Origin of the sequence: Kribbella italica, from assembly GCF_014205135.1 — a bacterium.
Taxonomy (GTDB): domain Bacteria; phylum Actinomycetota; class Actinomycetes; order Propionibacteriales; family Kribbellaceae; genus Kribbella; species Kribbella italica.
The window spans coordinates 7,611,089-7,624,492 of record NZ_JACHMY010000001.1 but is presented as its reverse complement, the minus strand read 5'-3'; the positions used below and the strand labels follow the sequence as shown (position 1 = coordinate 7,624,492).

14 protein-coding genes are annotated in these 13,404 nt (G+C 69.8%); 7 read left to right on the top strand and 7 right to left on the bottom strand.

Annotated features, from left to right (window positions below; translation table 11 throughout):
- The first annotated feature begins 5 nt into the window (after positions 1 to 5).
- Genes HDA39_RS35590 through HDA39_RS35580 form a run of 3 tightly spaced genes read left to right on the top strand, consistent with a single transcriptional unit; the run spans position 6 to position 3,112 of the window.
- Complete coding sequence (locus tag HDA39_RS35590) at positions 6 to 1,007, top strand: hypothetical protein (RefSeq protein ID WP_184802791.1); 1,002 nt, start codon at positions 6 to 8, stop codon at positions 1,005 to 1,007.
- Positions 1,008 to 1,016: 9 nt separating this feature from the next.
- A complete protein-coding gene (locus tag HDA39_RS35585; protein ID WP_184802789.1) occupies positions 1,017 to 2,039 on the top strand; it encodes a hypothetical protein in 1,023 nt (340 codons plus the stop codon).
- Positions 2,036 to 3,112 (top strand): hypothetical protein, encoded by a 1,077-nt coding sequence (locus HDA39_RS35580; protein ID WP_184802787.1) that lies wholly within the window; start codon positions 2,036 to 2,038, stop codon positions 3,110 to 3,112. Before HDA39_RS35585 ends, HDA39_RS35580 begins: the two co-directional genes overlap by 4 nt.
- Before the next feature lie 190 nt (positions 3,113 to 3,302).
- Here HDA39_RS35580 and HDA39_RS35575 read toward each other — a convergent pair whose 3' ends face one another.
- From HDA39_RS35575 to HDA39_RS35565, 3 genes are all read right to left on the bottom strand, one after another.
- Positions 3,303 to 3,581, bottom strand: a complete 279-nt coding sequence (locus tag HDA39_RS35575; RefSeq protein ID WP_184802785.1) for a hypothetical protein — start codon at positions 3,579 to 3,581, stop codon at positions 3,303 to 3,305.
- 175 nt (positions 3,582 to 3,756) lie between these two features.
- On the bottom strand, positions 3,757 to 4,524 hold the full coding sequence (locus HDA39_RS35570; RefSeq protein WP_184802784.1) for an SDR family NAD(P)-dependent oxidoreductase: 768 nt from the start codon (positions 4,522 to 4,524) through the stop codon (positions 3,757 to 3,759).
- Positions 4,521 to 5,672: an acyl-CoA dehydrogenase family protein gene (locus HDA39_RS35565; protein WP_184802782.1), complete on the bottom strand. Its 1,152-nt coding sequence runs from the start codon at positions 5,670 to 5,672 to the stop codon at positions 4,521 to 4,523. Before HDA39_RS35565 ends, HDA39_RS35570 begins: the two co-directional genes overlap by 4 nt.
- Before the next feature lie 86 nt (positions 5,673 to 5,758).
- Between HDA39_RS35565 and HDA39_RS35560 the strand changes: the two genes are divergently transcribed.
- From HDA39_RS35560 to HDA39_RS35545, 4 genes are all read left to right on the top strand, one after another.
- A complete protein-coding gene (locus HDA39_RS35560) occupies positions 5,759 to 6,343 on the top strand; it encodes a TetR/AcrR family transcriptional regulator (protein ID WP_184802780.1) in 585 nt (194 codons plus the stop codon).
- Positions 6,344 to 6,373: 30 nt separating this feature from the next.
- Positions 6,374 to 8,002, top strand: coding sequence for a DUF7800 domain-containing protein (locus tag HDA39_RS35555; protein WP_184802778.1), 1,629 nt, complete (start codon positions 6,374 to 6,376; stop codon positions 8,000 to 8,002).
- Between the two features lie 153 nt (positions 8,003 to 8,155).
- On the top strand, positions 8,156 to 9,031 hold the full coding sequence (locus tag HDA39_RS35550; protein ID WP_184802776.1) for a S1 family peptidase: 876 nt from the start codon (positions 8,156 to 8,158) through the stop codon (positions 9,029 to 9,031).
- A 222-nt stretch (positions 9,032 to 9,253) separates the two neighbouring features.
- Positions 9,254 to 10,129 (top strand): S1 family peptidase, encoded by an 876-nt coding sequence (locus HDA39_RS35545; protein WP_184802774.1) that lies wholly within the window; start codon positions 9,254 to 9,256, stop codon positions 10,127 to 10,129.
- A 156-nt stretch (positions 10,130 to 10,285) separates the two neighbouring features.
- On the opposite strand, the gene HDA39_RS35540 is transcribed toward HDA39_RS35545, so the two are convergent.
- Genes HDA39_RS35540 through cysS form a run of 4 tightly spaced genes read right to left on the bottom strand, consistent with a single transcriptional unit; the run spans position 10,286 to position 13,401 of the window.
- Complete coding sequence (locus HDA39_RS35540; RefSeq protein WP_184802772.1) at positions 10,286 to 10,690, bottom strand: PIN domain-containing protein; 405 nt, start codon at positions 10,688 to 10,690, stop codon at positions 10,286 to 10,288.
- A complete protein-coding gene (locus HDA39_RS35535) occupies positions 10,687 to 10,968 on the bottom strand; it encodes a type II toxin-antitoxin system Phd/YefM family antitoxin (RefSeq protein ID WP_184802770.1) in 282 nt (93 codons plus the stop codon). The genes HDA39_RS35540 and HDA39_RS35535 overlap by 4 nt, the downstream gene beginning before the upstream one ends.
- Positions 10,969 to 10,999: 31 nt before the next feature.
- Positions 11,000 to 11,965 (bottom strand): 23S rRNA (guanosine(2251)-2'-O)-methyltransferase RlmB, encoded by a 966-nt coding sequence (rlmB, locus tag HDA39_RS35530; protein WP_184802769.1) that lies wholly within the window; start codon positions 11,963 to 11,965, stop codon positions 11,000 to 11,002.
- Positions 11,966 to 11,967: 2 nt separating this feature from the next.
- Entirely contained in the window at positions 11,968 to 13,401 is a 1,434-nt protein-coding gene (gene cysS, locus HDA39_RS35525; RefSeq protein WP_184802767.1) for a cysteine--tRNA ligase, read from the bottom strand.
- Positions 13,402 to 13,404 lie beyond the last annotated feature (3 nt).

Sequence of the window (13,404 nt, the reverse complement as noted above, 5' to 3'; positions counted from 1 at the left end):
CCCTGATGCGTAGGTTCGTGGTGATCACGCTGGCCGCTGTCGCGGTCGCGGCGTTGGCGGTCGGCGGGAAGGTCGTGCTCGGCGAGGAAGATGCCGCGATCGGGCTCGAGCCACGGACCGTCCCGTTGCCGGAGGGCTGGCGATGGGAGGCGTACCGGAACGTCCAGCTCCAGGTGCCGGTCGGCTGGGGGCAGTCGCAGTGGGCCGGGCTGAAGACACCGTGTGGACTGGACCAGGTGGAGCAGAAGCCGATCGTCCGGCGTCCGGGCGGCGCGGTGCTTGCCATGCTGGAGCCCTGCCTCGATCCGACGGCCCCGCAACGGCACGTCGCGCCGTCGGTCGCGTTCACCGGCGACCGTCCCGGGGTGGTCACTTACGCCGACGGGTGGATCAAGGAGACACGGCGGCTCGGCGAGCAGCTGATCACGGTCACCAGCGCGGACGGCGCCTTACGGGCCAGGATCTTCGCCGCCGCCGCGGTGGTGATCGATGCTGATGGCAACGGTTGCGATCCGGTGGCGGCGACTGCGCGGAACGAGATTCTGCGACCCGCGGCGCAGGGCGGGCTGACCACGGTCGGCGACGTACAGTCGGTCAGCGTCTGCCGGTACGAGGGTGTTCGCGGTCCTGCGCCGCGCTCCGGCGGTGCGCCGTACGACCTCGCCATGGAGGCCAGTTCCCGGCTGACCGGTCCGGTCGCGCAGCGTCTCGTCCGCGATCTCGTCGCGGCGCCGGCCGGGACCGGACCTACGGTGACCGATCAGCGGGTCTGCTTCGACGATCCCGGTGGGGAGATCATCGTGCTGCGGGTCGACGGGTCCGTGCATGATCAGGACGTCGTCTACCGGTACGCCGGCTGCAAGCACAACGGCACCGACGACGGGACCACGCTGCGCCGGGCGACCTCGGCGACGGCCAAGGCGATCTTCGTCGGTGTTCATGCGCCTGATGGTGTGCGCAATGTCCTGCACCAGTTGCTGTACGGCCCGCCCGGGCCGGTCCTGTGAGGACCTGAGATGAAGAGAGTCGCAGTAGTTGTTGCCGCCGTGGTCGGGGTCGTCGTACTCGCGGTTGGTGGGAGGGTTCTGGCTGGTGACCTGGAGACCGGAGCCGGAGGCGACGCCGGTGCGGGTGTCGGGGGCGCCAGGGGTGGTGGGTCTGGGACGCCTCCCGTTGCTGAGGCCGCGGTGGACCCGGCGGCGCCGGGGTGGCGGTGGGAGTCGTACGGCGTCGTTAAGGTGCAGGTGCCTGACACCTGGGCGGACAGCACCTACACGCACCTGTGGTCCTGTGGGGATCGGAAGGGTCCGGACGGTGCCAACCGGACGCCGCTGGTCGGGCGGCCCTGGCGTGGGCCGACGCTGATGATGGCCTGTCCCCCGACGCCGCCGTTGGCCGAGCGGGTTCCGCATCTGTGGTTCGGCGAGTTCGAGGCCGAGCCCGGGATCACGCGGTTCGACCATGGGTGGGTCTCGGAGGTCCGGGTCGTCGCCGGTGTGCCGTTGACCGTGTTCAGCGACGACGCCGCGTTGCGGCGGCGGATCCTGGACTCGGCAGAGCGGATGGGCGGCACGGATCCCCATGGGTGCAGCGTCGCGCGCCCCGCCGTACTGGGTGACGGGAAGCGGCCCACGGGGCCGGGGCTGGCCGCGATCGGTGAGGTGACGTCGATCCGGGTGTGTGCGTACAGCCACGGCACACCCCGCGAACCCGCCGGCTTCCAGGCCGGCCTGCTGATCTCCGGCGAGACCGCGCGGGGGCTCGGCGACGCGCTGCGCGCGGCGCCGCCGGGCGTGGGGCCGACGGTGGGTGCCTCCAACTGCGAGCACGACGCGCAGCGGGACGATCTGCTGGTGACCGTGCACGGGCGGACCGGCGTACAGGCTGTCGTCGTGCGCTACGCCACCTGCCGGTCGAACGGGACCGACGACGGCATCACGCTGCGGCGGCTCACGAAGGCGACCATGGTGCCGCTGGCCAAGGTGCTGTACGCGAAGTACGCGCCGCTGCCGGTGCTCGACGACCTGGGCGCACGATGAAGGGGATCGGCGCGGTCCTGCTGGGTGGCATCGCGATCGGTGCGGTGATCGTCAGCGTGAACACGCTGACCGGCCGGGCCGATACTGCCGACGGGGTGGTCAGCCGCGCCGAGGCGGACCAGGTGGTCGCCGGTCTGCTCGCCGACGAGCAGACCGGCGTTGCGTCTCCGAGGGTCGAGGCAGCAGCGGCCAAGCCTGGCTGGCGGTGGGACACGTACACCGATGTGCAGTTGCAGGTGCCGGACGACTGGGCGCAGAGGCTGTGGGCCGGGCCGCCCGACTGCACGGAGGACGACTGGGTGCCTGAGCCGACCGTCTTCCGGCCGGGTGGTGCGCGGCCCGCAAGTTTGAAGGTGTGCCTGAAGCCGAAGCCCGCCCGGCAGGTCGCGCCGTCCGTGGTCTTCGGCGGCGAGCGGCCGGGCGTCGTACCGCTGGCTGGTGGGTGGGTCCGCGAGACCCGGAAGGTCGGCAAACTGCTGGTCACCGTGACCGCGGGCGACGCCGTACTGCGACGGCAGATCCTCGACTCGGCCGGCGTCGTCGACACCGTCGACAGCTACGGCTGCGCTCCCCGCGCCGACCGGCAGGTCGGCCGCCCGCCGGCGAACGGTGGGCTCAAGTCGGTCGGCGACATCGTTGGTGTCAGCATCTGCCGGTACTCCATCCAGGGCATGCCGATCAGTCCGACCGGCAGCGCCGACGACCTCCGCTTCGCCCGCCTGCAAGCCGGCTCCCGCCTGACCGGCGGTGTCGCCGACCACCTGGTCCGCGATCTGATCGCCGCCCCGCCCGGGGCCGGCCCGACGTTCTCCGACCCCCGAACCTGCGGCCCCGCCACCGGCCCCGACCGCGGAACCGAGTTCTTGATCCTCCGGGTCCAAGGCAGCGCTCACGCCCAGGACGTCCTCTACCGCTACGACGGCTGCCGCACCAACGGCACCGACGACGGCTCGGCGCTGCGCCAACTCACCGCCGACACCGCCCGGCAGATCTTCCTCGGCGTCCACCAGCTCAGGCAGTACGTTCCCGCCCTCGACAAACTCCTGATCGGCACGCCACCACCCGTGCGATGACTGGCACAGGTTGCCATTTCAACGGAACCGACGACGGCAGCACCCCGGCGTCGCCTGACTACTGCCGTCGTTCAGCCCATTACTCGCCAGAATTCACCGCCAAACGACCTACCCCAGCGGTTTATACGCATTGATCACCGGCGAGAAGCCGTTCCGGAAATCCTGAGGCTTTTTCATTGATTCCCGGGAATCAGCGGTAGAGCACGTACAGGTACCAGGTGGTGTAGGCGCTCTGCTGGCAGTAGTAGTTCGAGATGACACCACGGACCTGCAGCTTGGCGCCTTCGCTCTCGCAGGTGTCGCGGGCCCAGTACCACGTGTAGTACTCGTACCCCTGGGTGGTGGCCGGAGCGCTCGCCACGGTCTGCTGAGCCGCGGCCGCGGGGGCCGCCGAGGCCGGAGCGGCGGTAGCCAGCAGAGCGCCCCCGAGAGCCAGTGTCGAAACGCCGGCAGCGAGAATTCTGTTCATCAGCTTTCTCCTTGAAATATCAGCTACGATGGATTTCGAGCAGGGTCGAAGGGGTGACGAATAGTCGATACCCGACTTTCTTTCGTCATTTCGACCGTACGGACGAAATCCACCGGCAACCACCTTTTCGGCGAGAATCGAAATGAAACATTTTCGGACTTCTCGCCACTCCGGTTCAGCGCGGGGGCATTCTCAGGGCGCCGTCGAGGCGGATGACCTCGCCGTTGAGGAGTTGGTTGTCGAGGATGTGGGCGACCAAGGAGGCGTACTCGTCGGGGCGGCCCAGGCGGGACGGGTGGGGGACCTGCTGCTCGAGGACGGTGCGGGTTTCCTCGGGGAGGCCGGCCAGCATGGGGGTTTCCATGGTGCCGGGGGCGATGGTGACGACGCGGACGGCCTTGTCGGCGAGGTCGCGGGCGGCGGTGAGGGTGAGGCTGACGATGCCGCCCTTGCTGGCGGCGTACGCCGCCTGGCCGACCTGGCCGTCGTACGCCGCGATGGACGCGGTCATGACGAAGACGCCCCGGTCGCCGTCTTCAGCAACATCCAGAGCGAGCATCCGCTCGGCGGCGAGGCGGAGGACGTTGAAGGTGCCGATCAGGTTGACCTCGATCACCTGGCGGAAGGTTGCCAGGGGCAACGGGCCCTTGCGGCCGACGACGCGGCCGGGGGTGGCGATGCCGGCGCAGGTGACGACGACGCGGAGATCTCCCAGCGAAGCGGCCTCGTCCAAGGCGGCAACAACCGCGACCTCGTCGGTGACATCGGTCGGAGCGAAGACGACGCGCTCCCCCAGCTCCTCGGCGATCGCCTTGCCCGCGGACGACGGGAGGTCGCAGATCACGACGGCGACGCCGGCCGCGGCCAGCCGGCGTACGGTCGCCTCGCCGAGGCCGGAGCCTCCGCCGGTGACCAGGGCAACGTCGGACGGGCCAAGCTTCATCGAACACTCCTGAGCAGGTCGCGGCTGATCACCAGGCGCTGGATCTGGTTGGTTCCTTCGAAGATCTGCGTCACCTTGGCCTCGCGCATGTAGCGCTCGGCCGGGAAGTCGCGGGTGTAACCGTAGCCACCGAGCACCTGGACGGCGTCGGTGGTCACCTTCATCGCGGCGTCGGTGCAGACCAGCTTGGCGATCGCCGCCTGCTGGGTGAACGACCGGCCGAGGTCGCGCCGCCGGGCCGCCGTCAGGTACGTCGACCGCGCGGACTCGACCGCGGCGGCCATGTCCGCGAGCAGGAACTGGACGCCCTGGAAGTCCGCGATCGCCGACCCGAACTGCTTGCGCTCCAGCGCGTACGACGCCGCGCAGTCCAGCGCCGCCTGCGCCAGCCCGACCGCGCAGGCCGCGATCCCGAGCCGGCCGGAGTCGAGCGCGGACAGCGCGATCCGCATCCCGTCGCCCTCGGCACCGATCAGGTGGTCGGCCGGGACCTGGACGCGGTCGTAGTTCACCAGCGTCGTGGTGGATCCGGTCAGGCCCATCTTCCGCTCAGGTGCACCGAAGCTGAGCCCGGCCGACGACGCCGGGACGTGGAAGGCCGAGATCCCGTGCTTGGGGTCGGCCGACGTCCGGGCGAAGGTGGTGTAGAAGTCCGCGTGCGACCCGTGCGTAATCCAGGACTTGGTCCCGCTCAGCACCCACCAGTCGCCGTCGCGGACGGCCTTGGTCGTCATCCCGCTGATGTCGGACCCGGCCTGCGGCTCGGACAGCGCGTACGCGCCGAGCAGGTCGCCGCCGATCATGTCCGGCAGGAACCGCGCGCGCTGCTCCTCGGAGCCGAGCGTCGCGACGGCGTAGCTGGTCATCGTGTGCACCGAGAGCCCGACGCCGACCGACATCCAGGCGGCGGCAATCTCCTCGAGCATCTGCAGGTAGACCTCGTACGGCTGCTCGGCGCCGCCGTACTGCTCCGGGTACGGCAGTCCCAGCAGCCCGGCCTTGCCGAGCGTGCGGAACGCGTCCCGCGGGAAGGTCTCGGACTCCTCGGCCTGGGCCGCGTGCGGCGCCAGCTCGTGCTCGCACAGGTCCCGGACCAGGGCCAGCAGGTCGGTGGACTCCTCGGTCGGCAGCAACCGGTCGACAGCCATCAGGCACCCCTCTCAACGGCTCTCCTGAACGATACTCGCATTGATACTGTCGACTCAAGCTGAGTATCGTTCTATGCTGTCTCGATATGACAACAGTCGTCCCGGGACGCCGCACCCGCAGGCAGTCCGAGCTGCTCGACCGGCTCCTGTCCCTGTTTCTCACGCAGGGCTTCAGCCGGTTCACCCTGGACGACCTGGCCGCCGAGCTCCGCTGCAGCAAAACCACCCTGTACGCGCTCGCGCCGAGCAAGGAACAGCTCGCCGTCGAGGTGGTCAAGCACTACTTCAAGAACGCCACCGCCCAGGTCGAGGCGACGGTGGCCCGGCAGACCCGGCACGACCGCCGGATCGCCGCGTACCTGAACGCCGTCGCCGACGCCCTGCGCCCGGCCAGCCGGACCTTCCTGGACGACGTCGCGACGTTCGCGCCGGCCCGCTCGGTCTACGAGCGCAACACCCGGATCGCCGCCGACCGGGTCCGCACGCTGATCGAGGACGGGATCGCCAGCAAGACCTTCCGGCAGGTCGACATCGGCTTCGCCGCCGAGATGGTCGCGCACACCATGCAGGCGATCCAGCGCGGCGACATCGCCCGGCGGACCGGCCTGAACGACGCCGAGGCCTACCGCGAGCTGGCCTCGTTCGTGCTGCACTCCCTACGCGTCGACTAGCCAACTTGCGCCCCGGAGTAGCTTTTCGGGATGCAACTGAAGCTGGGACCGCTGCTGCGGTACGTCGACGAGACGCGGGCGACCGTGTGGGTGGAGACGACCGGGCCGGGTGAGGTCGAGATCCTCGGCCACCGGGCGAGCACCTGGTCCGTGCACGGGCACCACTACGCGCTCGTCCTGATCGAGAACCTGCAACCAGGAGCCAGTACGCCGTACGAGGTGCACTGCGACGGCGAGCGGGTCTGGCCGCCGGCGGACTCGCCGTACGGGCCGAGCGTGATCCGGACGCCGGACGCGGACGGCAGCTTCCGGCTGACGTTCGGGTCGTGCCGGCGGTCGGCGCCGTTCGACGAGCAGGGGTTCAAGGACTTCGGGCCGGACGCGCTGGTCGCGCTGGCCGAGCGGATGGCCAGGACGGACCACGAGCGGCCGAACGCGATCCTGCTGCTCGGCGACCAGGTGTACGCCGACGACCCGTCGGACGCCGTACTGGAGCAGTTGCGGGCGGCGCACGGCGGGCGGCCGGGCTCCGAGGTGCAGGACGAGATCGGGAACTACGAGGAGTACACCTGGCTGTACGACGACGCGTGGACCCATCCCGCGGTGCGCTGGCTGTTCTCGACCGTTCCACTGTGCATGCTGCTCGACGACCACGACCTGCGTGACGACTGGAACACCTCGCTGACCTGGCGGCGCTGGGTGACCCGGCAGCCGTGGTGGCACGACCGGGTGGTCGGCGCCTACGCGTCGTACTGGGTGTACCAGCACCTGGGCAACCTGTCGCCGGAGCAGCTGGCCGAGGACTCGACGTACCAGGCGATGCGGACGCTGGACGACGACGAGCGGACGGCGTACCTGGACGCCTTCGCCTGGGAGGCCGACGAGGACCCGGCGTCGACGCGGTGGAGCTTCTACCGCGACTTCGGCCGCGGAGTCCGGCTGGTCGCGGTCGACTCGCGCTGCTCGCGGCACCTGCAGCCGGACGAGCGGGCGATGGTCGACGCGCACGAGTGGGAGTGGGTCCGGCGGCACACGATCGAGGCGACCACGCCGATCAACCACCTGCTGCTCGCGTCGACACTGCCGTTCCTGCTCGCGCCGGGGCTGCACCACCTGGAGGGGTGGGACGAGGCGATCTCGTCGGGTGCCTGGGGGCCGCGTGGCGCCCGGATCGGCGAGCGGATCCGGCAGGGGATGGATCTGGAGCACTGGGCGTCGTTCCGGAAGTCGTTCGACGACGTGACCGAGCTACTGGCGAAGTTGGTGACGTCGGAGGATCCGCCGGCCTCGATCCTGATGCTGTCCGGCGACGTGCACTGCAGCTACGTGACGGAGGCCCACCTGAACGCGGTCGAGCACCCGGGGACCGCGATCCGGCAGCTGACGATGTCGCCGTTCCGGAACCCGATCCCGGGGCACGTGCGGCTGGCGAACAAGCTGCTCGACACCCGCTGGATGACGACACTGCTGCACAAGCTGGCGCGGTCGGCGGGGGTGCGGGACGTCGCGGCGAGCTGGCGTACGGCGTACGGGCCGTGGTTCGACAACGGGGTGATGAGCGTCCGGCTGGACGGCGAGCACTGGGCCGTCGACGTCGATCACGCCGCGCTCGGGCGGGACCGGCAGCTGCTGCGCCGGACCTTGAGCTACCCGGACTGACCCCTTACACCAGACCGACCGGTTTCCGGGCGAAGGGAAACCCTTACTCTCCGAGTTCGATCGGGCACTTTGTGACAGTTTCCGGTAGAACAGATCACGGTTGAGTCAAGGACGTTCCCGCCCCGGGCGTCCTCATCGTGAGGAGGCACAACCATGCGCATTCGCCGTACCGTGGCCCTGCTGGCAGCCGCCGGCCTGGTCGCCACCACCGTCCAGCTGGCCACCGCCAGCGCGGCTCCCGAGGCCTCGATCGCCTCGGCGAGCACCATCACCGCCACCCTGAGCAAGGAGGCGACGATCCCCGGCACCGCCTGGATGACCGACGAGAAGTCGGGCCGGATCATCGTCTCGTACGACGACACCGTGGTCGGCAGCAAGCTCGCCGCACTCACGAACGTCACCCAGCGCTTCGGCAGCCAGGTCACCCTGGAGAAGCTGCCCGGCGTCCTCAGCAAGCGGATCAGCGGCGGCGACGCCATCTACACCGGCGGCTACCGCTGTTCGCTCGGCTTCAACGTGCGCAGCGGCAGCACGTACTACTTCCTGACCGCCGGCCACTGCACCAACCTGGGCACCAACTGGTACGCCAACTCGAGCCAGACGACCCTGCTCGGCACCCGGTACGGCACCAGCTTCCCGGGCAACGACTACGGAATCGTCCGGTACTCGACGTCGTACACGAACCACCCCGGCAACGTGAACCTGTACAACGGCTCGTACCAGGACATCACCAGCGCGGCCAACCCGACGGTCGGGCAGTCCGTCCGGCGCAGCGGCAGCACCACCGGTCTCCGCAGCGGCTCGGTCACGGGTCTGAACGCCACGGTGAACTACGCCGAGGGCACGGTCACCGGTCTGATCCGCACGAACGTCTGCGCCGAGGGCGGTGACTCCGGCGGCTCGCTGTTCTCCGGCACCACCGCTCTGGGTCTCACCTCCGGTGGCAGCGGCAACTGCTCCAGCGGCGGTACGACGTACTTCCAGCCGGTCGTCGAGGTCCTCAACCGGTACGGCGTGAGCGTGTACTGACGCTTCCCGTCGTACGGCGCCCTCTGGTCCTCCGGGAGCAGGGGGCGTCGTCGTGTCATCACTGGCGAGTTATGGACGTTCATAACTCGGGCTCGGCCGGACGAAGGTTAGCCCTCACAGTTCGCGCAGGTTCGAGTACCCACAGGAACGACGGGTAGGCCTTACCTCGGTCGACCTGGACGCGTCCGCCCCGAACGCGTCCTTCTCGTGAGGAGGCTGACCATGTCAATTCACCCCGCCCGCCGAGTCGCAGCAGTGGTTGCCGCTGCCGCACTCGCCACCACCACCGGCCTGCTGGCCACGCAGGCCTCGGCCGCACCTGGGCCGTCGGCTGCCGCCATCAGCTCGACGCTGGCCGACAAGGCCTCGATCCCCGGCACCAGCTGGGTCACCGGCGCCGACGGCAAGGTCACCGTCTCGTACGACGACACCGTCACCGGCGCCAAGTACGACGCCCTGACCGCCGTCACCAAGAGCTTCGGCAGCCAGGTCACGCTGACCAAGGTGCCCGGCAAGTTCACCAAGAAGCTCAGCGGCGGCGACGCCATCTACGGCGGTGGGTACCGCTGCTCGCTCGGCTTCAACGTCACCGACGGGTCGTCGTACTACTTCCTGACCGCCGGCCACTGCGGCAACATCGTCCCGGAGTGGTTCGCCGACTCCGGCCAGAGCACCTCGGTCGGCACCGTCGAGGGTTCCAGCTTCCCGGGCAACGACTACGCCCTGGTGAAGTACCCGGCCGGTACGACGGAGCCGCCCGGCAACGTCGACCTCTACAACGGCTCGTTCCAGGAGATCACCAGCGCGGGTGACGCCAGCGTCGGCCAGGCCGTGACCCGCAGCGGCAGCACCACCCAGGTCCACCAGGGCACGGTGACCGGGGTCAACGCGACCGTCAACTACGCCGAAGGCACGGTCACCGGTCTGATCCAGACCAACGTCTGCGCCGAAGGCGGCGACTCGGGCGGCGCGCTGTTCGCGGGCGAGGTGGCGCTGGGTCTGACCTCGGGCGGCAGCGGCAACTGCTCGTCCGGTGGGACGACGTTCTTCCAGCCGGTGCCGGAGGCCCTGGGCGCCTACGGCGTGAACGTCTACTGACCCAAGAGCTCGTCGGACGGGCTGAGCAGCTCGTCAGCTGACAAATCTTTCGAGTACCGGCCCCCGATCGGGGGTCGGTACTCGAAAGATGTTGGCCTGACATCGAGACGAGAACGGGCCCCGGAGCTGTTGCTCCGGGGCCCGTTCTGCGTGGTCTCAGGACGGGGCCAGCACCGGGAAGCCGAGTTCTCCGGCCGCGCTGCCCAGCTCCTTGTCGTAGGTGACGAACTGCTCGAGATCAGGCCGAAAGGGCTCGGCGCTGGACAGATGAATCGCGTCCAGCGAGCCCAGCCGTCGCGTCCGGTAGGCCATCGCCCGGGCGAGCACCGTCGAACTCAGGTCGACGACGTAGACACCGCGCAGAGCCTGACCGGTGAAGTACGGCACCTGCTGGTGGTCGACACCGGCCCGGAGCAGCGTCCTGCTGATCTCCAGCTTGGCCAGCTCGCTGGTCAGGAGTTCCGTCTCCGGCATCAGGTCCTCTCGCCACTTCCGCAACGCGGGTGACTCGGCCTCCGGCTTGATGAACTTCAGCAGGGCACAGGCGTCCAGGTAGATCACCGACGCCGCTCCTTGTCGCGGTCCTCGATCAGCAGGTCGGACAGGCTCTCCACGTCGGTCGCCAACTCCAGCGCCAGGTCCGGCATCCCGAGCTCCGCGGGCGGAGCCACCTCACCGGAGTCGATCATGTGCTGCAGCGTCGCCGGCTGGTCCTGCTCAGGAACGAGCCGCAGCACCGGACGCCCGCGGTCGGTGACCACGATGGTTTCGCCCGCGCGCACGCGAGCGACCGCCTTGGACGGGTTCTGGTTCAGCTCACGCAGCCCGATGGTCACCATGCCTCCAATGTAACTACTTCAAGTAGTTACATCAAGAGTTTCGGCGGCGGGAGATCTCGTACAGGGCGACGCCGGTGGCGATGCCGGCGTTGAGGGACTCGGTGGCCGACGTCATCGGGATGGAGACGATGATGTCGCAGTTCTCGCGGACCAGGCGGGCCAGGCCTTTGCCCTCGGAGCCGACGACCAGGACGATCGGGTCGGTCGCGGACTGGAGGTCCGGGAGCTCGACCTCGCCGCCCATGTCGAGGCCGACGATCAGCAGGCCGGCGTCCTTGTAGGACTTGAGCGCGCGGTTGAGGTTGGTGACCTTGGCGACCGGGATGCGGGCGGCGGCTCCGGCGGAGGTCTTCCACGCGGAGGCGGAGACCTGGGCGGCGCGGCGTTCCGGGACGACGACGCCGTGGGCGCCGAAGGCGGCGGCCGAGCGGGTGATCGCGCCGAGGTTGCGGGGGTCGGTGACGCCGTCCAGCGCGACGATCAGCGGCGCCTGCTCGGCGTCGTACGCGGCCCGGAGCAGGTCGTCGGCGTGGGCGTACTCGTACGGCGGGATCTGGATCGCGAGGCCCTGGTGCGCGCCGTTGCTGGTGTGCCGGTCGAGCTCGATCCGCGGGACCTCGAGCAGGGCGATGCCGCGCTCGACGGCGAGCAGCAGCGCCTCGCGCAGCCGCGGGTCACGTTCGGTGCCTTCGGCAACATAAACGGCACTGGCCGGTACGCCGGCGCGCAGCGCCTCGACGACCGGGTTGCGGCCGTAGACCCACTCGACGGTCGCGCCCTCGTCCTTGCGGCCCCCGCGGCGGCCGGTGGTGGCGCGCTTCTCGGCGCGCTCCTTGGCCTTGGCCCGCTTGTGGGCAGGGTGCTTGGTCCGGTCGACCGCCTTCGGCGTCGGGCCCTTGCCCTCCAGCCCCCGGCGAACCCGGCCACCGGAGCCGGCCGTCGGGTTCCCGCGCGGCTTCTTCCGGATGGCGCCCTTGCGCTGACTACTGCCTGGCACGTCTAGTTTCCTTCACTCGTTGGGCGCGGGGCGATCGTCCAGCGCGACCCCTGCGGGGTGTCCTCGACGACGACGCCGAGCTCCTTCAACCGGTCGCGGATGTCGTCCGACGCGGCGTAGTCCTTGCGGGCCCGCGCGGCCTGCCGCTGCTCGAGCAGCGCACCGACCAGCCCGTCGACGACCTCGGTCAGCTCACCGGACCCACCGGACCGCGAGGCCCACGGTTCGGCCAGCGGGTCGAGCCCGAACACGTCGAGCATCGCCCGGACCGAGGCCAGCGCCTCCCGCAGCGCGGGCGAGTCGCCGTCGGCGACCAGCTTGTTGCCGTCGCGGACCGTGTTCCACAGTACGGCGATCGCCGAGGACGTCTTGAAGTCGTCGTCCAGCGCGGCCGCGAACTCGGCCGGCAGCGCGGTGCCCGGCTCGACCCCACCGGTCACCTCGGTCGCCCGGGTGACGAAACCTTCGATCCGCTGGAAGCCCGTCGCGGCCTCCTCCAGCGCGGCCAGCGAGTACTCCACCACGGACCGGTAGTGCGACTGGACCAGGTAGTACCGCAGCTCGATCGGCCGCACCTGCTCCACGACGTTCCGCACGATGGCGCCGTTGCCCATCGACTTCGACATCTTCTCGCCGGCCGCGGTGACCAGGGCGCTGTGCATCCACGTCCGGGCGAACTTCTGCCCGACCGCCGTCGACTGGGCCAGCTCGTTCTCGTGGTGCGGGAAGCGCAGGTCGAGACCGCCGCCGTGGATGTCGAACTCGTCGCCGAGGTACTTGCCGGCCATCGCCGAGCACTCCAGGTGCCAGCCCGGGCGGCCGCGGCCCCACGGCGCCGGCCAGGAGGCGGTCGGCGGGGTGCCCTCGGTCCAGCCCTTCCACAGCGCGAAGTCCCGCGGGTCGCGCTTGCCGCGCGGGTCCGCGTCGGTGGCCTCTTCCATGTCGTCGATCTTCTGGTGCGACAGGGCGCCGTACGCCGGCCAGGACTTCACGTCGAAGTACACGTCGCCGGAGCCGTCCGGCGCGACGTACGCGTGCCCGCGCTCGATCAGCTCGCCGATCATCTCCAGCATCTCCGGGATGTGACCGGTGGCGCGCGGCTCGTACGTCGGCGGGCGGCAGCCGAGCACGTCGTAGGCCCAGTGCAGCTCACGCTCGAACTCGTAGGCGTGCGCCCACCACTCGACGCCGCGCTCGGCCGACTTGGCCAGGATCTTGTCGTCGATGTCGGTCACGTTCGCGATCACGGTGACCTCGTACCCCGAGCGCTCCAGCCAGCGCCGCAGGACGTCGAACACGACCTCCTTGTAGATGTGCCCGACGTGCGGGGCACCCTGCACCGTCAGCCCACAGTGGTAGATCCCGACCTTGCCCGGATGGACCGGTACGAAATCCCTCACTGTTGCCGTCGCGGTGTCGTACAAGCGAAGAGTCACCGA

Coding starts and splice junctions, on each gene's coding strand:
- HDA39_RS35560 (WP_184802780.1), top strand. CDS start 5,759: ATGACAACAGTCGTCCCGGGACGCCGCACCCGCAGGCAGTCCGAGCTG.
- HDA39_RS35555 (WP_184802778.1), top strand. CDS start 6,374: ATGCAACTGAAGCTGGGACCGCTGCTGCGGTACGTCGACGAGACGCGG.
- HDA39_RS35585 (WP_184802789.1), top strand. CDS start 1,017: ATGAAGAGAGTCGCAGTAGTTGTTGCCGCCGTGGTCGGGGTCGTCGTA.
- HDA39_RS35575 (WP_184802785.1), bottom strand. CDS start 3,581: ATGAACAGAATTCTCGCTGCCGGCGTTTCGACACTGGCTCTCGGGGGC.
- HDA39_RS35580 (WP_184802787.1), top strand. CDS start 2,036: ATGAAGGGGATCGGCGCGGTCCTGCTGGGTGGCATCGCGATCGGTGCG.
- HDA39_RS35535 (WP_184802770.1), bottom strand. CDS start 10,968: ATGGTGACCATCGGGCTGCGTGAGCTGAACCAGAACCCGTCCAAGGCG.
- HDA39_RS35550 (WP_184802776.1), top strand. CDS start 8,156: ATGCGCATTCGCCGTACCGTGGCCCTGCTGGCAGCCGCCGGCCTGGTC.
- HDA39_RS35590 (WP_184802791.1), top strand. CDS start 6: ATGCGTAGGTTCGTGGTGATCACGCTGGCCGCTGTCGCGGTCGCGGCG.
- HDA39_RS35565 (WP_184802782.1), bottom strand. CDS start 5,672: ATGGCTGTCGACCGGTTGCTGCCGACCGAGGAGTCCACCGACCTGCTG.
- HDA39_RS35545 (WP_184802774.1), top strand. CDS start 9,254: ATGTCAATTCACCCCGCCCGCCGAGTCGCAGCAGTGGTTGCCGCTGCC.
- HDA39_RS35570 (WP_184802784.1), bottom strand. CDS start 4,524: ATGAAGCTTGGCCCGTCCGACGTTGCCCTGGTCACCGGCGGAGGCTCC.